This window comes from Micromonospora sp. CA-259024 (genome assembly GCF_050936255.1).
Taxonomy (GTDB): Bacteria; Actinomycetota; Actinomycetes; order Mycobacteriales; family Micromonosporaceae; genus Micromonospora.
The window spans coordinates 552568-579384 of record NZ_JBNJND010000001.1 but is presented as its reverse complement, the minus strand read 5'-3'; the positions used below and the strand labels follow the sequence as shown (position 1 = coordinate 579384).

General features: G+C 72.6%; 21 protein-coding genes. 6 read left to right on the top strand and 15 right to left on the bottom strand.

The features are described from left to right. Window positions 1-121: 121 nt before the first annotated feature. Together ACQEUX_RS02580 and ACQEUX_RS02575 are read right to left on the bottom strand one after the other, a co-directional pair. The gene (locus ACQEUX_RS02580) at window positions 122-919 is read right to left on the bottom strand and encodes an SDR family oxidoreductase (protein WP_433040493.1); all 798 of its coding nucleotides are present in this window, start codon (window positions 917-919) and stop codon (window positions 122-124) included. Further along, on the bottom strand, window positions 916-1899 hold the full coding sequence (locus tag ACQEUX_RS02575; protein WP_433040490.1) for an LLM class F420-dependent oxidoreductase: 984 nt from the start codon (window positions 1897-1899) through the stop codon (window positions 916-918). The genes ACQEUX_RS02580 and ACQEUX_RS02575 overlap by 4 nt, the downstream gene beginning before the upstream one ends. Window positions 1900-2054: 155 nt before the next feature. Here ACQEUX_RS02575 and ACQEUX_RS02570 point away from each other — a divergent pair, with 155 nt between their 5' ends. Together ACQEUX_RS02570 and ACQEUX_RS02565 are read left to right on the top strand one after the other, a co-directional pair. After that, the gene (locus tag ACQEUX_RS02570) at window positions 2055-3275 is read left to right on the top strand and encodes a low temperature requirement protein A (protein WP_433040487.1); all 1221 of its coding nucleotides are present in this window, start codon (window positions 2055-2057) and stop codon (window positions 3273-3275) included. Between the two features lie 51 nt (window positions 3276-3326). Beyond that, window positions 3327-4190 (top strand): DUF1028 domain-containing protein, encoded by an 864-nt coding sequence (locus ACQEUX_RS02565; RefSeq protein WP_433040484.1) that lies wholly within the window; start codon window positions 3327-3329, stop codon window positions 4188-4190. A gap of 42 nt (window positions 4191-4232) precedes the next feature. On the opposite strand, the gene ACQEUX_RS02560 is transcribed toward ACQEUX_RS02565, so the two are convergent. Continuing rightward, window positions 4233-4901 carry a maleylpyruvate isomerase N-terminal domain-containing protein gene (locus ACQEUX_RS02560; protein WP_433040481.1) on the bottom strand — a complete coding sequence of 223 codons (669 nt, stop codon included), beginning with the start codon at window positions 4899-4901 and terminating at the stop codon, window positions 4233-4235. An 8-nt stretch (window positions 4902-4909) separates the two neighbouring features. Next, window positions 4910-5797, bottom strand: coding sequence for a phosphatase PAP2 family protein (locus ACQEUX_RS02555; RefSeq protein ID WP_433049548.1), 888 nt, complete (start codon window positions 5795-5797; stop codon window positions 4910-4912). A 185-nt stretch (window positions 5798-5982) separates the two neighbouring features. Here ACQEUX_RS02555 and ACQEUX_RS02550 point away from each other — a divergent pair, with 185 nt between their 5' ends. Further along, window positions 5983-6615, top strand: a complete 633-nt coding sequence (locus tag ACQEUX_RS02550; RefSeq protein WP_433049545.1) for a DUF3159 domain-containing protein — start codon at window positions 5983-5985, stop codon at window positions 6613-6615. Between the two features lie 314 nt (window positions 6616-6929). Here the strand turns inward: ACQEUX_RS02550 and ACQEUX_RS02545 are convergent, their stop codons facing one another. Continuing rightward, window positions 6930-9830 (bottom strand): glycoside hydrolase family 48 protein, encoded by a 2901-nt coding sequence (locus tag ACQEUX_RS02545; RefSeq protein WP_433049542.1) that lies wholly within the window; start codon window positions 9828-9830, stop codon window positions 6930-6932. A gap of 851 nt (window positions 9831-10681) precedes the next feature. Here ACQEUX_RS02545 and ACQEUX_RS02540 point away from each other — a divergent pair. After that, window positions 10682-12025: a GH1 family beta-glucosidase gene (locus ACQEUX_RS02540; RefSeq protein WP_433040478.1), complete on the top strand. Its 1344-nt coding sequence runs from the start codon at window positions 10682-10684 to the stop codon at window positions 12023-12025. 74 nt (window positions 12026-12099) lie between these two features. On the opposite strand, the gene ACQEUX_RS02535 is transcribed toward ACQEUX_RS02540, so the two are convergent. From ACQEUX_RS02535 to ACQEUX_RS02525, 3 genes are all read right to left on the bottom strand, one after another. Further along, a complete protein-coding gene (locus ACQEUX_RS02535; protein ID WP_252418275.1) occupies window positions 12100-12522 on the bottom strand; it encodes a roadblock/LC7 domain-containing protein in 423 nt (140 codons plus the stop codon). Then, complete coding sequence (locus ACQEUX_RS02530) at window positions 12519-15053, bottom strand: nitrate- and nitrite sensing domain-containing protein (protein WP_433040474.1); 2535 nt, start codon at window positions 15051-15053, stop codon at window positions 12519-12521. The genes ACQEUX_RS02535 and ACQEUX_RS02530 overlap by 4 nt, the downstream gene beginning before the upstream one ends. A gap of 99 nt (window positions 15054-15152) precedes the next feature. Next, window positions 15153-16565 carry an FGGY family carbohydrate kinase gene (locus ACQEUX_RS02525; protein ID WP_433040471.1) on the bottom strand — a complete coding sequence of 471 codons (1413 nt, stop codon included), beginning with the start codon at window positions 16563-16565 and terminating at the stop codon, window positions 15153-15155. Window positions 16566-16769: 204 nt separating this feature from the next. Between ACQEUX_RS02525 and ACQEUX_RS02520 the strand changes: the two genes are divergently transcribed. Further along, window positions 16770-18692, top strand: a complete 1923-nt coding sequence (locus ACQEUX_RS02520) for an anthranilate synthase family protein (protein WP_433040468.1) — start codon at window positions 16770-16772, stop codon at window positions 18690-18692. Window positions 18693-18778: 86 nt separating this feature from the next. Here the strand turns inward: ACQEUX_RS02520 and wrbA are convergent, their stop codons facing one another. The 4 genes from wrbA to ACQEUX_RS02500 all read right to left on the bottom strand — a co-directional run bounded on the left by wrbA (window position 18779) and on the right by ACQEUX_RS02500 (window position 21370). Further along, window positions 18779-19396, bottom strand: coding sequence for an NAD(P)H:quinone oxidoreductase (wrbA, locus tag ACQEUX_RS02515; protein ID WP_433040465.1), 618 nt, complete (start codon window positions 19394-19396; stop codon window positions 18779-18781). A 300-nt stretch (window positions 19397-19696) separates the two neighbouring features. Next, window positions 19697-20065, bottom strand: coding sequence for a DUF3037 domain-containing protein (locus ACQEUX_RS02510; RefSeq protein WP_433040462.1), 369 nt, complete (start codon window positions 20063-20065; stop codon window positions 19697-19699). Then, on the bottom strand, window positions 20062-20820 hold the full coding sequence (locus ACQEUX_RS02505) for a HipA family kinase (RefSeq protein ID WP_433040459.1): 759 nt from the start codon (window positions 20818-20820) through the stop codon (window positions 20062-20064). The genes ACQEUX_RS02510 and ACQEUX_RS02505 overlap by 4 nt, the downstream gene beginning before the upstream one ends. A 157-nt stretch (window positions 20821-20977) precedes the next feature. Then, on the bottom strand, window positions 20978-21370 hold the full coding sequence (locus tag ACQEUX_RS02500) for a hypothetical protein (protein ID WP_433040456.1): 393 nt from the start codon (window positions 21368-21370) through the stop codon (window positions 20978-20980). 139 nt (window positions 21371-21509) lie between these two features. Here ACQEUX_RS02500 and ACQEUX_RS02495 point away from each other — a divergent pair, with 139 nt between their 5' ends. Next, window positions 21510-22619 (top strand): winged helix DNA-binding domain-containing protein, encoded by a 1110-nt coding sequence (locus ACQEUX_RS02495; RefSeq protein ID WP_433040453.1) that lies wholly within the window; start codon window positions 21510-21512, stop codon window positions 22617-22619. Between the two features lie 7 nt (window positions 22620-22626). On the opposite strand, the gene malQ is transcribed toward ACQEUX_RS02495, so the two are convergent. The 3 genes from malQ to ACQEUX_RS02480 all read right to left on the bottom strand — a co-directional run bounded on the left by malQ (window position 22627) and on the right by ACQEUX_RS02480 (window position 26817). After that, window positions 22627-24642 (bottom strand): 4-alpha-glucanotransferase, encoded by a 2016-nt coding sequence (gene malQ / locus ACQEUX_RS02490; protein ID WP_433040451.1) that lies wholly within the window; start codon window positions 24640-24642, stop codon window positions 22627-22629. Window positions 24643-24756: 114 nt separating this feature from the next. Then, entirely contained in the window at window positions 24757-25965 is a 1209-nt protein-coding gene (locus ACQEUX_RS02485; RefSeq protein WP_433040448.1) for an ABC transporter ATP-binding protein, read from the bottom strand. A gap of 9 nt (window positions 25966-25974) precedes the next feature. Beyond that, window positions 25975-26817: a carbohydrate ABC transporter permease gene (locus ACQEUX_RS02480; RefSeq protein ID WP_433040445.1), complete on the bottom strand. Its 843-nt coding sequence runs from the start codon at window positions 26815-26817 to the stop codon at window positions 25975-25977.

The following is a 26817-nucleotide window of genomic DNA, read 5'->3' as shown; positions in this document are numbered from 1 at the left end:
CACACAGCGCGACCACACACCGATATTCATGAACCACATGATCTGGGGTGACGGACGCACTCCTCCTCCCCGGCGGAGGGGAAGGCACTCCCGCAGCCGGGGGACCGCCCTCGCGCTCAGTTCAGGTGTTCAGCGTCAGGCGTCGGACCAGCTTGCGCATGCCGGCCTGCCAACCGTCCGGGTCCTCGGCGCGGCGGCGCGCGTAGTCGGCGACCTCCGGGTGCGGCAGGATCAGGAAGCGTTCCTCGGCCAGCCCGGCGATGGTCGCGTCGGCGACCTGGTCCGGGGTGAGCACCGCACCGGACGCGGCGATCACCCGGGCGCCGAGGTGCCCCTCCACGATCCCGGCGGCGAGCATCGGAGTGTCCACGCCCTGCGGGCAGAGCGCGCTGACCCGGATGCCCCGGTCCCGGTAGGTGATGGCCAGCCACTCGGCGAACCCCACCGAGGCGTGCTTCGTCGCGGTGTACGCGGCGTCGCCCACCGCGGTCAGCACACCCGCCGCCGAGCAGGTGTGCAGCAGGTGCCCGCCGCCCCGGGCGAGCATTCCGGGCAGCACCGCACGGGCCGAGTAGACGTGCGCGAGCACGTTGACCCGCCACGCCCGGTCCCAGCCGGCGTCGTCGACCTCCACTCCCCCGCCGGTGGTCACTCCCGCGTTGGCGCAGAACAGGTCGATCCGGCCGTACCGCATCTCGGTGTCGGCGACCAGCTCGCGGACCTGCTCCTCGTCGGTGACGTCGACGGCGACGGCGTGCGCGACCGGGCCGATGCCCTCGGCCACCGCGCGGGCCGCGTCGGCGTCCAGGTCGGCGATCACCACGGCGGCGGCGCCCTCGGTGGCGAACCGCCGCGACAGGGCCGCCCCGATGCCACCGGCGCCACCGGTGATCACCACGATCCGGTCGGTGAGGTTCACGCGGACACTCCCACCGGATCGGTGCCCAGCTGGGCGATGAGGGTGGTCAGTGCGGCCGCGCCGCCGGCCGTGATCTCGGGGGTGGGTAGCAGCGCGAACACCGGCACGTCGACACCCGCGTCGGCGTAACGGCGCACCTGTGCGCGGCACCGCTCCGGTGAGCCGTGCAGCACCAGTGCGTCGACCACCTCGTCCGGTACCGCCGCGCTGGCGCCGCGCCGGTCACCGGCGGCCCATGCCGCCCACATCGGCGCCAACGCCTCGTCGCGGCCGAGCCAACGATGGAACTCGGCGTACGCCGGGACGGTGAGATAACTGGTGATCAGCCGGCGGCCCAGCGTACGGGCGTACTGGGCGTCCTCGGTGGGGCAGACGAAGATCCGGGCGGCGACCTCGAACCCGGCACGCCGCTCGCCCAGCTCGGCGAGAGCGCGTGGCACGTCGTCGGCGCTGAGCCAGTTGAGGATGACCCCGTCGGCCTCCACGCCGGCGAGCCGGAGCATCCCGGGACGCAGCGCGGCGAGCAGGATCGGCGGCGGCACGGCCGGCGGTCGTTCCAGCGTGAACCGCCGCACGGTGAAGGTGTCGTAGACCTCGTCGACCGTCTCGCCGCGCAGCGCGGCGCGCAGGAAACGCAGGACGTCGCGGGTGCGCCGGAACGGCTCGTCGAACCGCACCGCGTTCCAGTCCCGTACGAGCACCGGCGAAGACGCGCCGATGCCGAGCGAGAACCGGCCCGGCGCGGCCTCGGCCAACGCCGCCGCGCTCATCGCCAGCAGCCCGGGGCCCCGGGTGAAGACCGGCGTGATCGCGGTGCCGAGCCGCAGCCGGGGCTGCCAGGCCGCGGCGAGCGCCAGCGGGGTGAACGCGTCGGTCCCGGCGACCTCGGACGACCAGACGTCGGTGAACCCGGCCCGGTCGAGCGTCGCGTAGACCGCGTCGTGGTCGGCCAGTGGGATGCCGCCCAGCGGTACCGTCATGCCCCATCGATTCGTCACCGATCGATCGTGCCCGCTGACACGGCACCCGAGCAAGATCCCCGTAGTGGGCAGAATCGCCGGTTTCCGGCCGTCCGGGCCAACGGATGGTGCTACCACTTCGAGGTGGACCGGACCGACAGCGCAGGCCGCTGACCGTGGGTTCCAGGGCAGCGGGACGCCTGGAGCCGTTATCCGCGGCGGGCGAACCGGGCCGGGCCACCTTCCTGGAGCTCTTCTTCGACCTGGTGTACGTCTTCGCGCTCACCCGCATCTCCGCACGCGCGTTCGAGGACCTCACCCAGGAGCCGGGTCGGGCCCATGGCTGGTCGGTGGTCACCGGGAGCGGCAAGACGCTGCTGTTGCTGCTCGCGCTCTGGGCCCTCTGGCAGGGCACGGCATGGACGACCAGCCGCTACGACCCGTACCGGGCGCCGCTGCAGATCGTCGTGATGACCGCGCTGGTCTGCAGTCTGGTGATGGGAGTGGCGATCCCCCGGGCGTTCAGCCAGACCGGGCTGATGTTCGCGGTGGCGTACGTGGTCGCGCAGGTGTCGCGGCCGGTGATCCTGTCGATCGCGCTCGGGCCGCATCCGTACCGCCGGCTGAAGATACGGATGGCGGTGGTGTACGCCACCAGCGGCGTGTTCTGGATCGGTGGGTCGATGCTGCCGACGAACGCGCAGGTGATGTCGTGGACGCTGGCGCTGGCCATCGAGTACGTGGCCGGCCGGTGCGGCTGGCCGGTGCCGGGGCTGGGCCGCTCGACGATCTCGAAGTGGGATATCGCCGGGGAGCACCTGGCTGAGCGGTACCAGCAGTTCTTCCTCGTCGCGCTGGGCGAGACGATCCTCGTGGCGGGTTTCGCGTACAGCAGGGGGCCGTACGAGGCGGGGCACGCGGGGGCTTTCGCGTTGGCGCTGGCCACCACGATCCTGCTGTGGCGAATCTACTTCCAGCGCGCCGGGCAGATCCTGGGTGAGGCCGTCGCGCAGGCCCGGCACCCCGCCAACATCGGCCGGTCGGCGGCGGACACCCACCTGGTGATGGTGATCGGCCTGGCCGCCACCGCGGTCGGCTACGAGCTGATCATGGAACATCCGCTGGACCGGATACCCGGGTCGTGGCTGGCCATGGTGCTCGGCGGGCCGGCACTGTACCTGGCCGGCCGGGCCCGCTTCGAGTACGAGGTGTTCGGGCGGGTCTCCCCGTCCCGGTGGATCGCCATCCTGGTGCTGGCGGCATCGGCGGTGCCGCTGCTGTTTCTGCCCGGCGTGGCGGCAACCGCCGCCGGTGTGCTGGTGCTGGCCGCCGTCACGGTCGCCGACGCCTGGCGGGCGCGCGGCGGCCCACCGGAGACGGCAGCGACACCATTCTGAGCCATCGAGGTGTGACGATGCGATGTCGGCGCGGCAGGTTAATCTCGGCGGGTGACCTTCTCCCTCGTCGCCCGCTCCGCCGACGGCCGGTTGCACGGCGTCGTCGTTGCCAGCAAGTTCCTCGCCGCCGGGTCGCTCGTGCCGGCCGCGGAGGCCCAGGTCGGCGCGCTCGCCACCCAGGCGCACGTCAACCTCGCCTACCGCCCGCAGGGGCTGACCCTGCTGCGCACCGGGGTGGCCGCCGCTGACGTGGTGGCCGGCCTGATCGCCGCCGACGCCGAGCGGGAGCACCGCCAGGTCGGCGTGGTGGGGGCCAGCGGTCCGGGCGCCAGCTGGACGGGGCCGGCGTGCCATCCGTGGGCCGGTGGGCGCACCGGCGACGGCTGGGCCGCGCAGGGCAACATCCTTGCCGGCCCGGAGGTCGTCGACGCGTTGGGCGACGCCTGGCTGGCCGGCTCGGCGCTGCCGTTCGCCGAACGGCTGGTCGCCGCGCTGCGGGCCGGCGACGAGGCCGGCGGCGACCGGCGGGGCCGGCAGAGCGCCGGCCTGCTGGTGGTCGAGCGCGGCGGCGGGTACGGCGGCACCAGCGACGTGGTGGTCGACCTGCGCGTCGACGACCACCCGGACCCGGTCGCTGAGCTGGGTCGGCTGCTCGCCGTGCACACCATGCTGTTCAGCCGGCCCGACCCGGCCACCCTGCTCGACCTGAGCGGCGCGGTCGACGAGGAGGTGGCGGCGTTGCTCAATGCGCTGGGCCATCCGGTGGCCGAGAAGGGGACGGAGGCAGCGTTGATCTCCTGGGCCGGGCTGGAGAACCTGGAGGAGCGGCTGGTCCCGGGGCGGATCGACCCGGTGGTGCTGACGCACCTGCGCGGCGTCGCCCCGCACGTCCCCGCACCCCGCTCCGCGAGCTGACGCGACCGGTCCGGTGCCGAGCAGCGCCGGTGCCGAGCCGGGTCAGCGACCGAAGGCGAGCCAGCGGAAGCCGGCGGCGTCGATCGCGGCCCGTTCCGAGGCGGTCAGCGCCGCCCGGCCGGTGGCCTTGCGGATCAGGGTCAGTCGATCCCAGCTCAACCCGGCCGGCGCCGGTCGTCCACCGGTGAGCAGGTCAGCGATGACCGCGGCTGCGGGCGGGACGAGCCAGGGCGGTCGGCCCAGCGCGGCGGCCAGGTCCAGACCGTGCACACCCACCTCGACGACCCGGGTCCGCAGGAACTCGGTGAGGAGCATCGCGTCGCCGTGTCGGGTCCGGACCACCCGATCGGGCGGCGCGGCGGCGACCGCCGCGTCGGTCGCCCTCCAGGCCTGGTCCAACTCGCTCGCCAGCGCGGCCCGGTCCACCTGTCGGGCGTCGCGCCGACCACCGGCGATCCGGTCGGCGTCCACCTCCGGGGTGAACTTCGCCGCGCCGAAATAACCGGCGGCGTCCACCTCCGCCCGCGGTGGGGCGGGTGCGGCGAGCATGTCGGTCAGCCGGCCGACCCCGGTGCGTACGTGCGCGATCAACTCCCGGACGCTCCACGGCGGGCAGTCGGTGGGCCGGTCGAGGTCGGCGTCGACCAGCTCGGCCAGGATCTCGGTGAGCTGCGCGCACTCGGCGGAGAACGCCGCGCGGACCGGGTCCATCGGCCGGCTCAGCCCTTGACCCGGGGCACGAGCCGGTGCACGACGGTGAGCACCAGCGCCATCACCACGGCCATCGTGCCGGCGATCCCGGCGGCGCTGCCCGCGTACGCGACGAAGAGCGGCCGGCGGCTCAGCTCGTCCGGACCGGTGCCACGCAGGTCGATCAGCCAGGACAGCGCCAGCCCGGAGGCGACCAGGGCGAGCACACCGCCCACCCCGAGCACCAGCGCCGCGACCCGGTGCGCGTCGCCGGGGGCGACCTCGGCCTGCTCCCGTTGGGTGATCAGCAGGACCAGCCCGGCCAACGCCGCCCAGACGCCCACCACCAGGTACGCGGCGACCGCGTCGCTGGGTCGGTGCCAGCCGGCGGAGAGGGTGGCGACACCGGCGACGGCGGCATACCCGGCACCGATGAAGGCGCCGACGGCCCGCACCTTCGGCGGCAGGACGAGCATCAGCGCCACCGCCACCGACGCGGCAACGGTGGTGTGCCCGCTGGGCAGGCTGTTGCCCACGGCGGCCCGCTCCGGGTCGAGACCGAAGTCGGGGCGATTCAGCCCGTGCTTCAGCAGCTGGGTCGAGACGTTCGCTCCGGCGATCAGCAGGGTCGCGGTGATGGCCAGGGCGATCCGCCCCCGGATCAGCGCGATGAACCCGATCATCGCGGTGGCGGCCAGCAGGGAGACCACCGACATCGCGTTGAGGATCCGGTCGACGGGGCCGTCGATGGTGTCCTGCCCGATCCGGTTGCCGGTCAGGGCGACCGTGTCCAGCCATTGGCCGATCCCGCTGTGCACGGCCACCCGCCACACGGCGAGGAATGCGGCCGCCTGGACGAGGGCCAGTACGACCAACCAGACCGCGGTCCAACCCCGTGCCGTCGCGCGCATCCGCACACCGTAGCGGCCGGTGTCGGCCGGTCGGCCGGTGGCCCGCCGCCCGTCGCCGGTTAGGTTGGGCCGGAGGCGAGGAGGCGGTGGTGAGCGGAACATCGAAGCGCGACGGCGGCCCGGCCTCACCCGGCCCGGATCAGCGCACGGGCGTCGACCCGAGCCGGGGAGGGTCGGCACGGGACGAGTCGCTGGCGGATCTGCTGGGCGGGCGACGCGGTGCCATCGATGCCACCCTGCCGCCGCTGGCGTTCGCGGCGGGTTGGCTGCTGGGCGGCGAGTCGCTGTGGGGTGGGGTCGGCGCGGCGCTGGCCGTCGGCGCGGTGGTGGCCGCCGTACGGCTGCGTCGGGGTGACCGGCCCCGCTCGGTGCTGATCGGGATGCTGGCCGTCTGCGTCGCGGCGTTGATCGCGGTGCGCACCGGCCGGGCCGAGAACTTCTTTCTGATCCAGGTGCTCTCCAACGCCGCCAGCGCACTCGCCTGGGCGGTCAGCATCGTGGTGCGCTGGCCGCTGCTCGGTGTGCTCGTCGGCGCGGTGCTGGGCCAGCGTTCCCGGTGGCGGCGGGACCCGGCGCTGCTGCGCGGGTACGGCCGGGCCAGTTGGGTGTGGACGGCGACCTACGTCGCGCGGCTGGCGGTGTTCGTGCCGTTGTACCTGGGTGGGCAGGTGCTCGCGCTGGTGGTGGCCCGGGTGGCTCTGACCTGGCCGCTGGTCGCCGCGGCGCTGGCACTGAGCTGGGTGGTGCTGCGGCGGTCGCTGCCGGCAGGGCACCCGGGTCTGCGTCACCCGCTCATCGAAGACCCGGCCGCACCGCCCCGCTGACCCGAGCGGGGCGCGGCGGTGGTGGGCAAGAAAGTGGAGAGGCCGCCACGGGGGGAGCGGCCTCTCCGGTGACGTACGTTACTCCGTCATGGACTTCGGCGTGATCCCGTGACGGCCCGAATTTCTGGGCTTTTTCGCGGCTAGCTCCAGTCCGGGCGGTGGGGTGGGCCGGCCGATCCGCTGCGTCGGCCAGATGGCCGGCCCACCCCGGCCTGACCGTGGGTGTCAGGCCGTCTGCCGGTCGGGCCCGTCGTCATCCCGGACCCGGCCGAACCCGGGGTGGACGGTGCACAACCATCCACCCCGGGTCGCTGTCAGCCGTTCGGGAACAGGCTGCCGTAGTCGGCGTACGCCATGGCGACGTCGGCCTGCGCCCAGAACCGGTGGTAGTTGAAGCTGGGCTCCGCGCCACCGTCCAGGTACGCCTGCACCTTGGGCCAGTCCGGGTCGTTCTTGTAGAAGGACCGGATGTCGAGGAAGCTCTTGCCGGCGGCGATGGCGTCGCCGTTCGGCATCTCCCCGGTCCAGCCCGGCGGCACGTAGAGGCCCTGCCCGGTGGAGGCGTTGTAGGTGTCGTCGAAGCGCCGGTAGTCGCCACGCTTCTCGGTGGTGGAGACACCCTTGGCGTCGCTGGCGGCGGACAGCGCGTCGAGCAGCCCCTTGGCGGTGTCCTTGGCCGCCATGTTGCCCGACTTGGCCGCGTACGCGATCAGGGTCCGGGCGTAGGCGGCGGCGACGCCGACGTCCTGGCCCTTGCTGATGACCTCGACGTGCAGGTTGGTGTTGGGCTGCGGGCTGGACGGGTTCCAGGTGGTCGGCTGGCCGGTCCACGCCATGTCCGACGGGATCGACCAGTTGGTGCCGACGGTGGTGTTGGCGATCGCCCAGGGCACCCACTTGTCCAGCAGTTCCTTGGCCTTCGCGTTGCCGGTCTGCAGGTACAGCTCGGCGATCCGCTGCATCGACCAGGCCTGCATGCCGAACCACTGGTTGGACGGCGGGTCGTTGTAGACCGGGTCGACGTCGTAGAACATGCCGTAGAAGGTGCTGGTGCCGGCCGGCGGCTGGGCGTAGCTGCCGTCCCAGCTGTTGGTCGCGCCGCCGGCGATGCCGCCCTCGGCGGACTGCAGCCAGGTGTAGAACTCCAGCTGCCGCTCGAAGCTCTTGGTCCAGTCGGTGACCGCGGTCGGCGACTGCGGCTTGAGCTCCGGGGTGTTGGTCAGCGCCCAGGCCGCGAACGGGTTCTGGTAGCCGAAGTGGTTGTGACTGGAGCCGATCCGCCAGGACCAGTTCTGGCTGGTCTCGTACGCGCCGCCCCAGGCGTAGTACCAGGACATCAGGTAGTGCGCCGAGTCCCTGCCGCTGCCGGCGGGGCAGGTGCTGGCCCCGACGCAGTTGCCGATCTTCTTGAAGTACTTGTCGAACATGGCGTACCGCAGGTAGTCACCCATCTTGGCGGCCTTCGCGATGGTGGCCGCCACATCGGCCTGCTTGTTCTGCGCCTTGGCCCAGGTCAGCGCCCAGTACGCGGCCTGCACGGCGCGGGCGTCGGCGTCCGGGGCGTTGGTGTACTTCCACTGCTTGGCGGGCGCTCCGGTGTCCTTGACGAACAGGTCGAGGTAGCCGTACTGGCCGCCGTGCGCGAAGGTGTCGCAGGACGGCTGCGGGATGGTCTCCCACACCGACTCCTGGGTGCCCCGCTGGAAGGTGTTGATGTAGGCCGGCTTGGTGGTGCCGTCGCCGCAGCGACCGAAGCCGTAGGTGTTGTCGACGTCCATCAGCCAGTGCATGCCGTAGATGTCGCCGGTGCCGTAGGTGGACTGCAACTCCGAGCGGAGCGGGTCCTGCCCGACCGGGATGTTCGGGTTCAGCGCCGAGGGGTACTGGCTGGGCAGGTTGTACTCCGCGGCGTACTGCGGGGTGCCGGCGGAGCCTGCGGTCGGCTGGTCGGCGTGCGTCGGGATGATGTACTTCTCCATCACGAGCCAGGCGTTGTTGAACGGCGCCCAGTTCTGGGTGACCCGCCCGTAGTTCGCCTCCAGCCAGAGCCAGAAGCTGAACGCCTCCGAGGTGGTCTCGTGCCCGTGGTCGGGCGCCTCGACGATCAGCGTCTCCACCGAGTGGTACGGCACGCCCTCGGGGCTGAAGTATCCCGAGTTCTTGATCTTGCCGTACTGCTCGAGAAACTTCGCTATGTACGCGTTGTCGCCGCCGGGGGTGTCGTTGTCGATCTCGGTGGCGGCAACCGCCAGCGGGGCGAGACCGGTGGCGGAGGCGGTGACGGTGGCGGTGCCGCCGGCGGTGTCGGTGTCCTCCGCCGCGGCGACCGTGACGGTGACCCCGGTGTTCCAGTTGCTGGGAGTCAGCGTGACGGTGGCCGGCGAGACCGTGACATCGGTGTCGCCGGTGCGGGTGAGGGTGACCGGCACGTTGGCCGTCGGCGCGGCGCTGAGCTTCAGGTTGAAGGTGGTGGTGCCACCCTCGTTGACGCTCACCGCGGACGGGGTGGCGACCAGCGTCGGGCCGGTGGCGGCGGTGACGGTGAACGCCTTCTCGGCGACCCCGACGCCGTTGGCGTTGTCGTACGCCTTGGCCTGGACGGTGTAGCTGCCGGCCGGCAGGTCCTCCTGCGTGTAGGCGTACGGAGCGGTGGTGTCGGTGTTGATCAGCAGGCCGTTGCGGTAGAACTCGACTTTGCTGATCGTCCCGTCCGGGTCGCTGGCGGTGGCGGTCAGCGGCACGTCGGCCGGCGCGGTGAACGGCCCGGTCGGCAGGCCGAGGGAGACCGTCGGCGGCTGGTTGGCCGGGGTGCCGTTGCAGGGAGTGCCGTTGAGGGTGAACGAGGTGGGCTTCGGGTTGCTCCCCGAGTGGGCGCCGTTGAAGCCGATGGTGGTGGAGGCCCCGGTGCCGAGGTTGCCGTTGTACGACTCGTTGGTCGCGGTGACCTCACTGCCGGACTGGCTGAACCTGGCCGACCAGCCCTGGGTGACCCGCTGACCGCTGGTCGGGAAGGTCCACTTGAGCGTCCAGCCGCTGACCGGGTCGCCCAGGTTCTTGATGGTGACGTTGGCGGTGAAGCCGGTGTTCCAGTCATTGGTCGCATAGACCACGTCGCAGGCGGGTGCGGCCTGCGCGGCGCCAGCGGGCAGGGTCACCCCGCCGACGGCGAGCGCGGCGGCGGCGGCGATGATCGCCACTCGACGGCGTCGTGCCAGTTGTCTCATGTGCGCGGTGTCTCCTCGGACCAGGCCGGGACGGTCCCCGGCGAGGCGCCTGCCCGCGAGGGTGGTGGTCCGCGGGAGATTCGAGGCGCCGGGAAGGTGGTCTCCCCCGGGCCCGGCCGGGGTGGGGCGGTGCGGCCTACGCGGGAGGGGGTCCCGCCGGCTGCCATCGGGTGACCGTGACCGGAGGTGGTGCTGCCGGCTGCCCTCGGCGGACCCGTGCTCACGCGAGTCTGGCTCCTGTCGCGTTGAATCGACAGTCTGCCATGGAAGCGCTCCCACAACAAGCGCACGGTTGGGCGGATCAGCTCCTTGTTTCGATCTCGTTTTGGGTCTTTCACAAAGGCGTGACGGGCGTTACAGTCGCAACAACGGTCGATGGGAGCGCTTCCATCGACAAGGTTCCAACTAGAAGATCGCCGGGAACGTCTCTGACGGGCCCGGGGAACCAGCCCGAGGGCTGACGACGGGCCAGCCCGGACGCCGCCGTCAGCCATCGTCCCGCCATTGGAGGGAGGTGGAACCACAGCCACTCGCGTGGCCCGGCTCCCGCGCGACACGCACGGCAGGACCCAAATTCCACCCGTGTGTGTGCAGTTACGGTGGGGACGGGGGTTGCCCTCCCCCGTCCCCACACTAAACCCCCGTACACGATAGGAAAAGAGGCCGACGGGACAGGCGCGCCGCGCCGCCCCGGCGGCCTCGTTCGCTGCTCGGGGTCCGAACCGCCGCAACCCGCCATCGCCGGCCGCCACGACGGCCGGCTGACCGGGCCGGCCGCTCCTGCCCTATCATGGGAGCGCTCCCGAACCTCGGCGGTGGCCCCGTATCCATGAGGAGAATCCATGTCGATACCCACCGGGCCCGCCGGCCCGCTGCGCTTCCCGGACAACTTCGGCTGGGGCGCGGCCACCTCCGCGTACCAGATCGAGGGCGCCGCCAAAGAGGACGGGCGCGGCGAGTCGGTCTGGGACACCTTCAGCCGCGTCCCGGGGCGCACCCGCAACGGCGACACCGGCGACGTGGCCGCCGACCACTACCACCGGTACGCCGAGGACCTCGACCTCATGCGCGACCTCGGGCTGCGCAGCTACCGCTTCTCCATCTCCTGGCCACGGATCCAGCCCGACGGCACCGGCGCGCCGAACCAGCGCGGGCTCGACTTCTACCGCCGGCTCATCGACGGCCTGCACGAGCGCGGGATCAGCCCGATGGCCACCCTGTTCCACTGGGACCTCCCGCAGGCACTGCAGGACGCCGGCGGCTGGGAGTCACGCGACACCGCCCACCGCTTCGCCGACTACGCCGACGCCGTCTTCCGGGCCCTCGGCGACCGGGTGCCGGCCTGGCTCACCGTCAACGAGCCCAAGACCGTGGTGCAGAACGGCTACCTCATCGGCCACCACGCCCCGGGCCGACAGGACCCGGACGCCGCCTACCTGGTCGCCCACCACCTACAACTCGCGCACGGGCTCGCGGTCGGCGCGCTGCGGGCCACCGGCAGCGCCAGCCGGATCGGCCCCGCGCTCAACCTGCACCCCTGCTACCCCGCCGACGACTCCCCGCAGGCTGCCGCCGCCGCCCGCCTCCACGACGGCTACGAGAACCGCCTCTACCTGGATTCCCTGCTCAAGGGCAGCTACCCGGAGGACGTGCTGGCCGACCTGGGGCCGCAGAGCCGAATGGTCCAGGGCATCCGCGACGGCGACCTCGCGATCATCTCCGCACCGGTCGACCTGCTGGCCGTGCAGTACTACACGCCCATCTACGTCACCGCCGACGGCGGCACCGAACACCGCTGGGCGACCTCCGAGGCCGAGTGGCAGCAGATCTACCCCGAGGGGATGTACGACATCCTGACCCGGGTCACCCGCGACTACGGCCCGATCCCGCTCACCATCACCGAGAACGGGCTGCCCACACCGGACACCCTGGCCACGGACGGCACCGTCCACGACGCGGGTCGGATCAGCTTCCTGCGCGACCACCTCGCCGCCGCGCACCGGGCCCTCACCGCCGGGGTGCCGCTGGAGAGCTTCCACGTCTGGTCACTGCTGGACAACTTCGAGTGGGCCGAAGGGTACGACCAGCGGTGGGGACTGGTCTACGTGGACTACCCGACCCAGCGGCGGGTACTCAAGAGCAGCGCGACCTGGTACCGCTCCGTCATCGCCGACGGCGGCTTCTGAGCACCACCCGGACGGCCGGCCCGGACGGCTCGGCTCCGGTGAGCCGGTAACCGTCCGGGACACGGCCGGACCCGTCAGCGGGGCAACGCCTGCTGCAACTCCGCCCGCAGCGCCGGGGTGAGCATCTCCCCCGCCTGCTTGGCCAGCCGGGCCATCTCGTAACCCACCACCCCGATGTCGGCGTCCCCGGCCGCCAGCGTGGCCAGGATCGAACCGTCGCGTACCTGCATCACCAGGAAGTAGCCACGGCCCATCTCGACCACCGTCTGCTTGACGACATCGCCGTCGAACATCTGGGCCGCGCCCGCCGTGATGCTCATCAGGCCGGAGGTCACTGCGGCGAGCTTGTCCGCGTTGTCGCGGGGCAGGTTGTCGGAGATCGCCACCAACAGCCCGTCGGAGGAGACCACCACCGCGTGCGCCACACCCGGCACCCGCTCCGCGAACGCGCTCACCAGCCAGCTCAGGTCACGCGCCTCCTGGCTCAACGTCGTCACTGTCGTCGTCCCCCTTCGTCGTGCCCCCCGGACGGTGGCACGGGTATCTCGGTGGTGTCCTCGGCCTCGGCGCGCCGCACTCCGCTGTAAAGCCGGGAGAGCATGCCGCCGACCGCCTCCGGGTCCGGGTCATCGCGGGTCGCCGCCGGCACCGGTTGTGCCGAGCGGGTGACCGCGGACAACTGCGCCATGGGCACCCGCACCGGCAGCCCGCGCTCATTCGTGCCGGCGGTCACCGGGACGGCCGGCGGCACCGCGGGCGCGGGCACCGTCGGCGCGGACGGGCCCTGCCGCGACCACCAGCCGCCGTCGTCGCGGGCAGCGCCCGGGGCCAGCACGTCCTCGGCGCGCACCGGCACGGGACGGGCCTGGCGCGGCACGGCGACGCCCGGCGGGCGGCCGGCCACCGGCAGGTCCCGCGCCGCGACACCCGGCACGGGGACACCGGCGTCCCAGGGGGCCCCGGGCTGCGAGGCCCATCCCTGGGTGGCGCTCGTCGCCAGCATCCGGGCCGGCGCGGGCGGATCCAGCTCCACCGCGCCCGCCGGGGCCAGCAACACCGCGGGCAACGAGAGTCGGGCGACCAGGCCGTCCTGGCCGCCGTCCAGCCGCACGCGTACGCCCAGCCGGGCGGCCAGGTGGCTGACCACGAAGTGACCCATCCGCTCCACCGCCGCGACGTCCGCGGCCGGGGGGCTGGCCAGCACCGCGTTCGCCTCAGCCAACCCGGCCGGGCTCATGCCCAGGCCACGGTCGGCGATCTCGATCAGCGCGGTCGCGGCCTCGACCCGGGCGGTCACCACGACGGCGGTGTCCGGGCGGGAGAAGGACGTGGCGTTCTCCAGCAGCTCGGCCAGCAGGTGCACCAGCTCACCGACGGCGTGCCCGACCACGTACACGTCGGCCACCGACTCGATGCGGACCCGCTGGTACTGCTCGATCTCCGCGGCGGCGGCCAGCAGCACCGCGCCGAGACCGACCGGCCGGTTCCACCGGCGGGTGGAGTCGGTGCCGGCGAGCACCAGCAGGCTCTCGTCGTTACGCCGCATACGAGCGGCCAGGTGGTCGAGCTTGAACAGGTTCTCCAGCTGGTCCGGGTCGCTCTCCTCACGCTCCAGGTCGTCCAGCAGCTCCAGTTGACGCTCGACCAGCACCTGGCTACGACGGGCCAGGTTGACGAACATCGCGTTGACGTTGCGCCGCATGAGCGCCTGCTCGACGGCGACCGTGACCGCGCTGCGGTGCACCGCCACGAACGCCTCGGCCAGTTCCCCGATCTCGTCGAGCGAGCGGACCACCGCCGGCGCGACCTCGATGCCGGGCACCCCGCCGGTGACCGTCCTCAGGCGGTCCAGGGCATCCGGCAGCTCAACCTGCGCGATCCGCAGCGCCTGACTCCGCAACAACCGCATCGACCGGGCCACCGACCGACCGACGAGCAACGAGATCAGCAGGGCGACCAACAGAACCGCGACGACCCCGCCCACGACCAGCAGGGTGGTCCGCAACTGACCCTCGCTGGCATCGTCGGCCTGCCGCACGGCGTCGTCCAGCACGCCCGCCTCAAGCTGCCGCAGCAGCTCCTGGCGCTGCTGGCTCGCCGCCCACCACTGCTCCGATGGCAACACCTCCGGCGACGCGCCGCCAACCGGCAGGCTGCGTTCCTCCAGCCGGGTGGCGACCAGGAACATCGGGGCCACCGAGGTCTCGTCGTACCGGCGGATCTGGTCGGTCGTCGCGGCCACCCGGAACGCGCCGAGCGCGGTCAGCTGCTGGGCGCGCAGGTCGGTGAGGAGCACCCGGTCCTCGGTGCCGTACCCGCCGGCGCGGGCGGCGGCGTAGAGCTGCGCCCGCACCCGGGAGGACAGCTCCTTGACCCGGGCCAGCTGGACGTAGCGCAGCACCGCGTCGTTCAACGCCGGTTGCTCCTGACCAGGGTTCGGCTCGGCGAGCAGGTCGAGCAGCGCGCCGACCGCCCGGTGGTAGTTGCTCAGGATGGTGTCGCTGCTGAGCACCGCCGGCGGGATCGCCGGGCGGATATCGATCACCTGGTCGTACGCCTCCTGCGCCTCGGAGAAGGCCACCCGCCAGGACGCGTCCGCATCCGCCAGCGGCGCGGCCGCCCGACTCAGGTCGGCCATGGCCCGGTCGGAGGCAGCCTGCAACGGCTTCAGGTTGCTCGCCGTGGCCGCCCGGTCGCCGCCCCTGCGCAGCTCACCCAACTCCCCCGCGGAGCGGTCGCGCTCCTGCTGGAGCTGGTCCACCACGGCGGTGATCTGCCGGCCGATGCCGACCTGCCGGGAGAAGTCGTTCAACGCCGTCGTCCGCCCCACCAGCGCGCTGGTCTGCAGACCGGCGAGCACCAGGAACGCCACCGACGGCACCACCAGCACGGTGGCGAGCTTCGTGCTCATCCGCCAGTCCCGCAACCGGAACGGCGACCGACGCCGGTGTGGAACGACTCGGACGTCGAACCGGCGCCGGCGATGGTTCGACACCGCGCCGTTCGCCGGGTCGGGACCTACCGCCACCCTGCCTCCTCCGTCCTACCGCGTCCACCGCAGTCCGGGGAGCGCAGTCCATCCAACCAGGCTCGGGAGCGCTGTCAACGGCCCGGGCGACACGGAGGTTCAGGAAGGATACTGCGGGTGGGAACGTCCTGTCGTGGTCGGCAAAACCAGCTCGTCCGTCCGGCCGATGTCGGCGAGCTGGTTCGCGGCACCAAACCGGCCCAGCGCCACCAGCGCCGCCCCGGTGGCGCCGATCTCCGGGTTGCGTTGGTGCGACACCGGTCGCGGTGCGAGCGTGGTGGCGAAGGCCTGCCGCCACCACACCGAGGCTGCCACCGCACCCCCGCCGAGCACCACACCGACCGGTTTGTCGATCGTGGACTCCAGCACCACGAGATCCTCGACGACCAGCTCGCACAACCCCTGCATCAGCCCGGCCAGGATGTCCACCGAGGTGGTGCTGAAGCTGAGCCCGCGCACCTCGCCGGTGCCCGCCGGTGCCAGGCCGGGCGCCCGGTCACCACCGAAGCGGGGGTCGGCCGGTCGGCCGCCGCCCACCGGCACCAGCGCCAGCGCCGCGTCCAGCTCCGCGCCCCGGGGCAACCGCAGCTCCCGGTCCGCCCAGGCGAACAGGTTGCCGCCGTTGGCGTACGCGGCACCGGTCACCACGTGGTCGTGGTCGACCCGGTAACGCCACAGCCGTTCGGGAAGCCGCGGCATCGGTTCGCCGGCCGGGATGCGCTGCATCAGCCGTACGGCCGCGGAGGTGCCCACGGTGACCGCGGCCCGGCTCGGGTCGACGCAGCCGGAACCCACATTCGACGCTCCACCGTCACCCACCGGCGGTGACCACCGGGCCCGGGCCAGCTGCGGCCAACGGCGGGCCCTGTCGGCCCGGAGCCGACCGTGCCAGTCCAGCTCGCCCAGGGCCGGCAGTTCCTGCGGTCGCGCCCCGGCCAGCGTCAGCGCCTCCTCGTCCCAACGCATGGTGCGCAGGTCCAGCAGACCGGTCCCGGAGGCCTGCGAGACCGACATGGGCGCCGCGTCGAGCAGCTCGCCCAGCACGTACTCGGGCAGACCGACGAACCGGGCGATCGGGGTGCCGCACCGCTCACGCAACCAGGGCAACCGCATCGACCAGTAGGAGCGGTGCCACCAGCAGCCGGTGCGCTGGTGGAAGTCGTCCGGGTCCACCGGCCCCGCCGTACCGCCGGTCGGCGCGGGCCGGGTGTCCAGCCAGGTGATCACCGGGCCGAGCGGAGCGCCGTCACGGTCCAGCGGAAGCACCGAGTGCCACTGGGCGGAGACCGCCACCAGGTCGACATCGTGCAGGTGCCCCGCGTCGGTCAGCTCGTCCAGGCATTCGACCAGGGAGGCGAGGTAGTCGGGACCGGACAGCGTGCCGGTGCCGTCGTCGCCGATGGCGAGGTCGACCTTGCGCCGGGCCAGGGCGCCGGGCAGCGGTCGGGTGTCCCCGTCCAGTACCAGCCCGCGTACCGAGGATGTGCCCAGGTCGAGCGCGAGAATGTTCATCGCCGGTCAAATTACCCGGTGTCAGCCGGGCGACGGGCGCGTAGGGTGGATCACATGCCCGCGCATCTGACCTCCTGGTGGCCCGCCGACCCGGCGGCCATCTCCCGCGCGTAGCTTCATCCACGCGGCCGCCATCGAGGCGGTCGCCGGATCTCCCGGCCGGATGGCCGCCCCACCGGCGGCCCCGGCCCGACGGAGACTCCGATGACCCACCTGACCGACCTGCTCGCCGCCGTCGCCAACGGTGTCGACCCTGGCCCCTTCGCGCTGCTGCGCCGCGACGGCGCGGACGAACTGGAGCTGTTCACCGGCCCCGTCGACACCGTCGAACGCCTCGCCGACATCCCGCTGACGCCGGGCACGTCCGGGGCGCGGACGCTGGCCCTCGTGCCGTACCGGCAGATCACCGAGCGCGGCTTCGCCTGCGTCGACGACGGCGCACCGCTGGAGTGCCTCCAGGTTCGCGAGCATCGGCGGATCGCCCTGGCCGAGGCCCTGGCCACGCTGCCCGACGAGCCGGTCCGCACCACCGACGCCGCCTTCGACATCACCGACGAGGAGTACGCGCGGACCGTGCAGCGGGTGCTGGTCGAGGAGATCGGTCGCGGCGAGGGCGCGAACTTCGTCATCCACCGCACCCTGCACGCCACCGTGCAGGGCCCACCGCTGGTGGCCGCACTGGCCGCGCTGCGCCGGCTGCTGGTCGCCGAGCGCGGCGCGTACTGGACCTTCGTGGTGCACACCGGCGCACGGACGTTGGTCGGCGCCAGCCCGGAGCGGCACGTCAGCGTCGACGACGGGCTGGTGATGATGAACCCGATCAGCGGCACCTTCCGTTCCGCCGGTGACACCCCGGACCGGGCGGCGCTGCTGCGCTTCCTCGCCGACCCGAAGGAGGTCGAGGAGCTGTACATGGTGCTCGACGAGGAGCTGAAGATGATGGCCACCGTCGCCGAGCACGGCGGCCAGGTGATCGGGCCGTACCTGAAGGAGATGTCGCACCTGGCGCACACCGAGTACCTGCTCGCCGGGCGGGGCACCCGTGACGTGCGGGAGGTACTGCGCGAGACGATGTTCGCCCCCACCGTGACGGGCAGCCCGATGGAGAACGCCTGCCGGGTGATCGCCCGGCACGAGCGTCGGGGCCGGGGCTACTACGCCGGTGTGCTGGCCCTGCTCGGCCATGACGAGGCCGGCCGGCAGACGCTGGACGCCCCGATCCTGATCCGTACCGCCGAGATCTCCCCCACCGGCCGACTGCGGGTGCCGGTGGGCGCCACCCTGGTCCGGCACTCGACGGCGGCCGGTGAGGTGGCTGAGACGCACGCCAAGGCCGCCGGTGTGCTGGCCGCGCTCGGCCTCGGCCCGGCGGCGCCCACCGGCGGCGGCGGGCCGGTCGCGCGGCTGGCCGACGACCCGGCGGTACGCGACGCGCTGGCCGCGCGCAACGCACCGCTGGCGCGGTTCTGGCTGGACCAGCGGGCGCCGGACGCGCCAGGGCTACCCGGGTTGGTCGGTCGCCGCGCGTTGATCGTGGACGCCGAGGACACCTTCACCGGGATGCTGGCCCACCAACTGGGCGCGTTGGGTCTCGCGGTGACCATGCGACCGTGGCACGCGAGCGGCCCCGTCGACCCCTACGACCTGGTGGTGGTCGGTCCCGGACCGGGCGACCCCGGCAGCCGGGACGAGCCGAAGATGGCGGCACTACGCGGAATGCTGTCCGGGCTGTTGGCAACCGGCCGTCCCACCCTGGCGGTGTGCCTCGGCCATCAGGTGCTGGCCGGGTTGCTGGGGCTGCCACTGCACCGCCGGGAGGCGCCCTATCAGGGGTTGCAGCGGGAGGTGGGGCTCTTCGGCAGGACCCGCCGGGTCGGGTTCTACTCGACGTTCACCGCCCGCGCCGAGGTGGACCGGCTGGCGACCGCGTACGGGCCGGTGGAGCTGGCCCGGGACACGGACGACGGTGCCGTGCACGCCCTGCGGGGCCGCGGCTTCGCCGGGGTGCAGTTCCACCCGGAGTCGGTGCTCAGCCCGGACGGACTCGGTGTGCTGACCGAGCTGTTGAGCGACCTGCTGCCGGCTTCGCATCCGGACGAGCTGTCCGCGATGGGCGGCCGTGCATAGTCGCCCTGCCTCGGGGTAGGGCTGGATCGACCGGTGGCGCGGACGGGCTGAGAGCCCCCGCCCGTGCCACCGGTCGTCCGCTGCCGTCAGCCGGCCAGACCCGCCTTGAGCGCGGTCCCGATCTGCACGGCGCGTCGGGCGGTGAGGGCACACGCGCCGAGCGCCACGGCGTCCGGCGGGATCTCCCCGTTGTTGCTCGTGTGCGAGGCGCCGTAGGGGTTACCGGCGATGAACTGGCTGGTGTCGGTGTACGCGGGGGTGACCACGATCCCGCCCCAGTGGTAGAAGACGGTGAAGAGCGAGGTCAGCGTGGTCTCCTGCCCGCCGTGCGAGGTGGCCGTCGAGGTGAAGGCGGAGTAGACCTTGTTGGCCAGCCCGCCCTGCGCCCAGAGCGGCCCGGAGGTGTCGATGAACTGCTTGAGCTGGGCGGCCACCATCCCGTACCGGGTCGGCGCGCCGAAGATCACCACGTCCGCCCAGGCCATGTCGTCGACCATCGCCTCGGGTACGTCCTGGGTCTCCAGTTGGTGCGCCTGCCAGCCGGAGTTGGAGCGGATCGCCTCGTCCGGCGCCAGCTCGCGCACCTTGCGCAGGCGCACCTCGGCACCAGCCTCCCCGGCGGCCTCGCACACCGCCTGCGCCATCTGGTACGTGGTGCCGGTGGCGCTGTAGTAGATCACCGCTACCTTGGTCTGGGCAGCCATCAGATGTTCCCCTTCTCGTCTCGGGTCAACTCCCGCGACTACCCGCTGCGCGCGACCTCTAACGGCAGGCGCTCCCATTACCGGTCCGCCGGGCTCAAGTTTTCCGCAACTTCCGGGTGGTTCCGGCCCCGCACCCCGCGCGGACGGCGATCCTGATGCCATCGGTGCCGGCGGATATCAGCCGCCGCCCGGCACCGGGCACCTGAACGGGGGATCGCGCTCCGCCAGCAACGGGGCTGGCGCAGCGCGATCAGTGGCCCGCCCAGCGCGATCGGACTGCGCCGGTCACCCACCCACCGCTCAGCTGACCAGCGCCGCCATCAGTCGCTCCAGCTCGGCCGCCGGGTCGACGGTGAGACCGGTGTGCACCGGCCCCGTCTGGATCATCGTGCTGCGCGGCGCCGCCAACCAGTGGAACCGCTCGCCGAGCCGCATCCGGGTCGCGGGCCCGTCGCCGGAGCAGGTCCGATCCCAGGAGCCGAGCACCGCGGCCACCGCCGGCAGGTCGACGTCGGGTGCCAGCGCGCGGACGCGGTCGGCGTCCAGGTGCGTACGCGCGGCCAGGAAGTCACGCTGCTGGCAGTAGAGCAGCACCCCGACGTTGATCTGCTCGCCGCGCTCGATGCGGGGCACCAGCCGGATCAGCGCGTACTCGAACGGATGCCTCATGCCGCGCCCCCCTGCGGCAACCAGTCGGCGGTGCGGGCGACCCGGGCCGACAGGTGGTCCAGGTACGCGGCCCGCGCGTCGTCGGCCGTCTCGAAGTCGGAAGCCGTCAGCCACTCGTCAGGCACCAGGGCCAGCACCTCGGTGAGCAACTCAGGGGTGACCCGTGGGGCCAGCTCCGCGTCGGCCTCGGCCAGCCGGGAAGCGTACGGCCCGAGCACGTGGTCGTCGGCCCGGTACGCCCGGTGCACGGCCGCCTCGGCCCGCGGCCAGTTGTGGTGGAAGTACAGGCAGGCGCCGTGGTCGATGAGCCACAGCTCTCGATGCCAGACGAGCAGGTTCGGGTTACGCCAGCTCCGGTCGACGTTCTCCACGTACGCGTCGAACCAGAGCACCCGGGAGGCCAGCATCGGGTCGACGGGGTGCGCCACCGGGTCGAAGCCGAGTGCCCCGGGCAGGAAGTCCATCCCCAGGTTGGCGCCGCCACTGTTGCGCAGCAGCTCCTGCACCTCCTGGTCGGGCTCGGCCCGGCCGATCACCGGGTCGATGTCGAGCACCACCAGCGGGGGCACCCGCAGCTCCAGGCGGCGGGCCAGCTCCCCGCAGATCACCTCGGCGATCAGCGCCTTGGGCCCCTGGCCGGCGCCCCGGAACTTGGCCACGTACGTGCCCAGGTCGTCGGCCTCCACCACGCCAGGCAGCGACCCACCCTCGCGCAGCGGGGTGACGTAACGGATCGCGATGACCTGGCGGAGCACGTCGCCCACCCTACTGGGACCTCCGCCCGTGACCGGCGGCCGCTCCGCCGCGTCCGGCCCTGCACCCCGGTGAGCGTGATGCCTCTGAGTCATCAAGATGACCGGGAGGCATCACGCTCACGGGTGCGTGCCCGAACGCTCGACCGCCCACCTGCGGTCAGTCGAGCTTGTCGCGTAGGTCGTCCACCTGCTGCTGGAGGCGGTCCACCGCGCCTTCGTTGTTGATGAAGGTGGTGATGCCCGCGGCGAGGCCCAGACCGATCAGCACCGCCAGGATGCTCAGCACCAGGCCGCCGATGGCCACACCCCGGCCGGTCACCCCTGGTCGCGCGGCCATCTTCAGCCCGACGATGCCCAGAATGATCCCGATGATCCCGAGCACCAGCCCGACCCAGGCCAGGATCGCGGTCAACACGCTGAGCAGGCCGGCAACGCCGAAGACCAGAGCGAAGGTGGCGGCCGCGCTCGTCTTGGCGCGCGCGTCCCCCCGGTGGGTCCGAGATCCGGCCTGTACGCCGGCACCCCGGGCCGGCTCGCTTGCGGCAGTCATGGGACTCCCTTCCGTACGCGCGGCGCGCGCACTTCCGGCGAGCCGCATTCCCCCGACGGCCGCCGTTACGCCTGGCCTGGGCAGAGTGTCGGTGGCCGGCCCTAGGCTGGTGCCCCCGGCCACCGGAAAGGGGCGTCCGATGCCTGTCGACCTCAGCGCGGCCGACGCGTTGGCGCTGCGGATGACCAGCCTGCTGCTGCGCGCGCACCCGAGCACCCGACCCGGCACCGTCGCCGACGTCGTCGAGTGGTTCGGCGCGATGCAGGCACAGGACCTGGCCAGCGGCCTCTGGTCGCTGGGCGCCCGGCTACCCGGGCGGTCGGTCGCCGATCTCGAGGCGGCACTGGAGCGACGCGAGGCACTGCGCACCTGGCCGATGCGGGGCACCGTGCACCTCGTTCCACCCGCCGACGCCCGCTGGATGCTGGAGCTGACCGGCGTCCGCTCGCTGGCCGGCTCGGCGACCCGGCGGGCGCAGCTCGGGCTCGCCGAGGCCGACGCGGACCGGGCGGTGGACGTTCTCGGCGCCGCGTTGGCCGGCGGGGGCCGGCTCACCCGGGCGCAGTGCCTGGCCACCCTACGCGCGGCCGGCCTGGGCACCGACGGGCAGCGCGGCTACCACCTGCTGTGGTATGCGAGTGTGCGCGGGGTGATCTGCGTGGCCCCGCACATCGGCACCGAGCAGACCTTCGCACTACTCGACGAGTGGGCGCCCGGTCCACGCCGGCTCGACCGGGAGGAGGCGTTGGCCCTGCTCGCACACCGCTACGTACGCGGGCACGGGCCGGTGACCGACCGCGAGTTCGCCGGGTGGAGCGGCCTCACCCTGACCGACGCCCGGCGGGGGCTGGCCGCAGCCGGCGACGCGCTCACCACGGTGCGGGTCGAAGGCGAGCCGATGCACGTCGACGCGGCACTGGCCGACGCTTCCCGCACCCTGGCGGACGAGGTGCTGGCCCTGCCGGGCTTCGACGAATACCTGCTGGGCTACCGGGACCGCACGCTGATGCTCGACCCCGCGCACCAAGCGGCCGTCGTGCCGGGCAACAACGGCATCTTCCAGGCCACGGTGGTCCGCGCCGGTCGGGTGGTGGGCGTGTGGAAGCGCAAGGTCGGCCGGTCCGCCGTCACCGTGACGATCCGGCCGCTGACGACGCTCGACGCCGCCGCGCGGGCCCGGGTGGAGCAGGCGCTGGGGAGGTACGCCGACTTCCTCGGGCTGCCGCCCCGCTTCGACTGGCCGGGCTGAGCCGACGTCATTCCTCCGCCGGGCCGGGCGGTTGAGCGTCGGCACGTCGTGGGCGGGCGGCGCTGAGCAGGTCGACGATCCGGGCCACCCGGGGGTCCGTGCGGATCTGCGCGACGCCGGCCGGCAGGGGCAGTCGCCAGTTCGGGTATTCGTCGACCGTCCCGGGCATGTTGGGTTGGCGTACCTCGCCCAGCACGTCATAGAGGGAGACGCCGAGCAGCCGGGTCGGGCTGGCCGCGAGCGCGGCGTGCATCGCCACCACCACCTCGCCGTCGTCGGGCGTCGGCGCCGGGTCGGGCGTCGCCGGATCCGACGGCAGCGCCGGGTCGGGCAGCAGCCCTTCGGCGCGCAGCATCGCCAGCAGCCGCTCCCGGTCCGCGGCGGCTCGGGCCCGCTCCACCGCCACGTCGGTGCCGAGCAGCTTCAACTCGTCGCGCACCCGTACGTGCTCACCGGTCAGGAAGCCCGGCGCGGTGGGCAGGTCGTGAGTGGAGATCGTGGCGAGGGCGTTTCGCGGCCACCGGGCCGGTGAAATGAAGTCACCCTCGTCGTCGCGAGCGAACCAGAGCACGGTGGAGCCGAGCATGGTGCGCGCGCGCAACCCCCGGGTCACCGCCGGTTGGACCGTGCCGAGATCCTCACCGACCACCACCGCGCCGGCCCGGTGCGCCTCCAGCGCGAGGATGCCGAGCATCGCCTCGGCGTCGTAACGGACGTAGGTGCCCTCGGCCGCCCCGGCACCCGGCGGCACCCACCACAGCCGCCACAGGCCGGCGACGTGGTCGACCCGCAGGCCACCCGCGTGCCGCAGGGTCCGGCGCAGCATGTCCCGGTAGGCCGCGTACCCGGTCGCGGCGAGCCGGTCCGGGCGCCAGGCCGCGAGCCCCCAGTCCTGGCCGAGCTGGTTGAAGTCGTCCGGCGGTGCGCCGACCCGCACGCCCTGGGCGAGCACGTCGGTGAGCTGCCAGCCGTCCGCGCCGCCGGGATCGATGCCGACGGCCAGGTCGTGCACCACGCCGACCGGCATCCCGGCCGCCCGGGCCGCCGCCGTCACGGCGTCGAGCTGCTCGTCGCACAGGTGTTGCAGCCAGGCGTGGAAGGCCACCCGGTCGGCGAGCTGCCGGCGCTGCTCGGCGACCGCCGGGGCGTCCGGGTGGTGCAGCTCCGCCGGCCAGGCACGCCAGTCGTTGCCGTGCCGCTCGGCCAGCGCGCACCAGGTGGCGAAGGTGACCAGCGCCGGGTCCGCGGCGAGGTCCACCGGCTGGGCGTACGTGTACAGCAGCTCCAGGGCGTGCCGCTTGGCGGCCCACACCTCGTCGTAGTCGATCAGGTCACCGCGGTCGGGGCGCAACGCGTCGACGACCACACGGGTCGCCGGGTCCGCCGCACGGTACGCGGCGGTGTCGCTGACCCGCAGGTAGAGCGGGTTGACGAAGCGTCGGCTGGCCGGCGAATACGGTGAGGTGGCGACCGGGTGCGCCGGCCCGACCGCGTGCAGCGGGTTGAGCAGCACCAGCCCCGCGCCGTTGGCACCCGCCCATTCGGTGAACTCGGCGAGGTCGCCCAGGTCGCCCATGCCCCAGGAGCGTTCCGAGGTGAGCGCGTAGAGCTGGAGCGTCCAACCCCAGGTGTGTGGCGGCACCGGCAGCCGACGGGGCACCACGACCAGCGTCACCTCCCGGCCGGCGCAGGCCAGCCGGTGCCAACCCAGTGGCAGGTCCGCCGGCAGCTCGCCGTCGACCGAGCGGCGGCCACCGTCCTCGAGCGTCACCACACCCGGGCCGGGCAGTGCCCGGGTGTCGCCGTGGGCGAGCACGACCGTGTCCGGCAGTGCGCCCCGATCGACCGCGCGGGCGGCGGCGAGTGCGTCGGCGATGGCCGCCGGGCTGGTGGCGTCCACGCCGAGCAGGCCGAGCACACCGACGACGGTCTCCGGCGCGACCTCGACACGGCGGTGTCGCCAGTCCTCGTACCAGGTGGACACGCCGTGCGCGTTGGCCAGCGCGGCCAGTCGTCGGTTCATCCCGTACCCCGCTTCACGACGCGACCTGCGACCACCTTGCCATGGCCGCGCACGCCGCGCAGGACCCGACGGGGCCGGCGGGCGAACCCACCGGTCCCACCACCGTGGACGCCGTCAGTCGGCGAGTGCGCCGGCTGCCCGACCCTCGTGCAGGGTCAGGTTGCGGCCGGTGGCCGGATCGAACAGGTGGATCTTCTCCAGGTTGAACCAGACCCGGCGGGACTGCCCCTCCGCGACCGGGGACTCGGCGGACAGCCGGGTGACCAGGTTGCCGCCGGCGCCGGCGAAGTCCGCCGAACCGGCGTCAGCGGCCAACTCCTCCAGCTCGGCGGCGCTGGCCCGCTCCCCCTCCACGGTGAAGTAGACGTACTTGTCCGAGCCCATCGACTCGACGATGTCCACCGGCGCCTCGAACTCCATGCCCCGGCGGCGGGTGTCCTCGTCGACCAGCTCGGCGTCCTCGAAGTGCTCGGGCCGGATGCCGAGGATCAGCTCACGGGGCGCGTCGGCCGCCTCCAGCTCGCGGCGCATCCGGTCGCCGAGCGGTACGTCACCGAGAGCGGTGTGCAGCCCACCGTCCTGCACGGCGGCATGCAGGAAGTTCATCGACGGCGAGCCGATGAAGCCGGCCACGAACAGGTTGCGCGGGTGGTTGTACAGCTCCTGCGGAGGGCCGACCTGCTGCACCGCGCCCCCGCGCATGATCACCACACGGTCGCCGAGGGTCATCGCCTCGGTCTGGTCGTGCGTGACGTAGACGGTGGTGGTGCCGAGCTGCTTCTGCAGGCGGGACACCACCGTGCGCATCTGCACCCGCAGCTTCGCGTCGAGGTTGGACAGCGGCTCGTCCATCAGGAATGCCTTCGGCTGCCGGACGATCGCCCGGCCCATCGCCACCCGCTGACGCTGCCCGCCGGAGAGGTTGGCCGGCTTGCGGTCCAGCAGCGCGGTCAGCTCCAGCACCTTCGCCGCCTCGTCGACCTTCTGGTTGATGGTCTCCCTGTCCAGCTTCGCCAGCCGCAGCGGGAACGCCATGTTCTCCCGCACGGTCATGTTCGGGTACAGCGCGTACGACTGGAACACCATGGCGATGTCCCGGTCCCGGGGGGCCTTGTCGTTGACGCGCTGACCGGCGATGCGCAGCTCACCGGAGCTGATGTCCTCCAGGCCCGCGATCATGTTGAGGGTGGTGGACTTGCCGCAGCCCGAGGGGCCGACCAGGATCACGAACTCGCCGTCGGCGATCTCCAGGTCGACGTCCTGCACGGCGACGGTCCCGTCCGGGAACCTCTTGCTCACCTTGTCGAGCACGATGTCAGCCATGACTACCACCTATCCCTTGACTGCGCCGGAGGTCAGGCCGGACACGATGCGGCGCTGGAAGAAGAGGACGAACAGGATGATCGGAATGGTGATCACCACGGCGGCGGCGCAGATCGCCCCGGTGGGGTCCTCGAACTGCGACTCGCCGGTGAAGAACGACAGGGCGACCGGCACCGTACGGGCGCGTTCGGTGGAGGTCAGCGTGATGGCGAACAGGAAGTCGTTCCAGCAGAAGATGAAGACCAGGATCGCGGTGGTGAACAGGCCGGGCGCCGCCAGCGGGGCGATCACCCGCCGGAACGCCTGCCCCTGGGTGGCGCCGTCCATCTTTGCGGCCTTCTCCAGGTCCCACGGGATCTGCTTGAAGAACGCCGACAGCGTGTAGATCGCCAGCGGCAGCGCGAAGGTGATGTACGGCAGGATCAGCCCGGGCCAGGTGTCGAAGATCTTGAGCTGACGCTCGATCTCGAACAGCGGCGACACCAGCGACACCTGCGGGAACATCGCGATCAGCAGGGAGACGCCGACCAGCAGGCGTTTGCCGGGGAAGTCCAGCCGGCTGATCGCGTACGCGGCCATCGCACCGAGCACCACCGCGATCATGGTGGCGATCAGCGCGATGCCGATCGAGTTGACCAGCGCCCGGACGAACTGGTCGGTGTCGAAGATGGTCTTGTAGTTGTCCAGCGTCCACTCGCGGGGGATGAACTTCCCGTCGGTGAGGGTGGCCGGCGTCTTGAACGACAGCGACGCGATCCACAGGACGGGGATCAGCGCGAAGACGACCACGAGGACGTCCAGCAGGCCCCAGCGCAGCCGGGCGCGGGCGGTGGTCTCGGTACCGGTGGCCAT

Coding starts and splice junctions, on each gene's coding strand:
- ACQEUX_RS02520 (WP_433040468.1), top strand. CDS start 16,770: ATGACCCACCTGACCGACCTGCTCGCCGCCGTCGCCAACGGTGTCGAC.
- ACQEUX_RS02480 (WP_433040445.1), bottom strand. CDS start 26,817: ATGGCCACCGGTACCGAGACCACCGCCCGCGCCCGGCTGCGCTGGGGC.
- ACQEUX_RS02495 (WP_433040453.1), top strand. CDS start 21,510: ATGCCTGTCGACCTCAGCGCGGCCGACGCGTTGGCGCTGCGGATGACC.
- ACQEUX_RS02500 (WP_433040456.1), bottom strand. CDS start 21,370: ATGACTGCCGCAAGCGAGCCGGCCCGGGGTGCCGGCGTACAGGCCGGA.
- ACQEUX_RS02575 (WP_433040490.1), bottom strand. CDS start 1,899: ATGACGGTACCGCTGGGCGGCATCCCACTGGCCGACCACGACGCGGTC.
- ACQEUX_RS02525 (WP_433040471.1), bottom strand. CDS start 16,565: ATGAACATTCTCGCGCTCGACCTGGGCACATCCTCGGTACGCGGGCTG.
- ACQEUX_RS02560 (WP_433040481.1), bottom strand. CDS start 4,901: ATGGACCCGGTCCGCGCGGCGTTCTCCGCCGAGTGCGCGCAGCTCACC.
- wrbA (WP_433040465.1), bottom strand. CDS start 19,396: ATGGCTGCCCAGACCAAGGTAGCGGTGATCTACTACAGCGCCACCGGC.
- ACQEUX_RS02485 (WP_433040448.1), bottom strand. CDS start 25,965: ATGGCTGACATCGTGCTCGACAAGGTGAGCAAGAGGTTCCCGGACGGG.
- ACQEUX_RS02540 (WP_433040478.1), top strand. CDS start 10,682: ATGTCGATACCCACCGGGCCCGCCGGCCCGCTGCGCTTCCCGGACAAC.
- ACQEUX_RS02510 (WP_433040462.1), bottom strand. CDS start 20,065: ATGAGGCATCCGTTCGAGTACGCGCTGATCCGGCTGGTGCCCCGCATC.
- malQ (WP_433040451.1), bottom strand. CDS start 24,642: ATGAACCGACGACTGGCCGCGCTGGCCAACGCGCACGGCGTGTCCACC.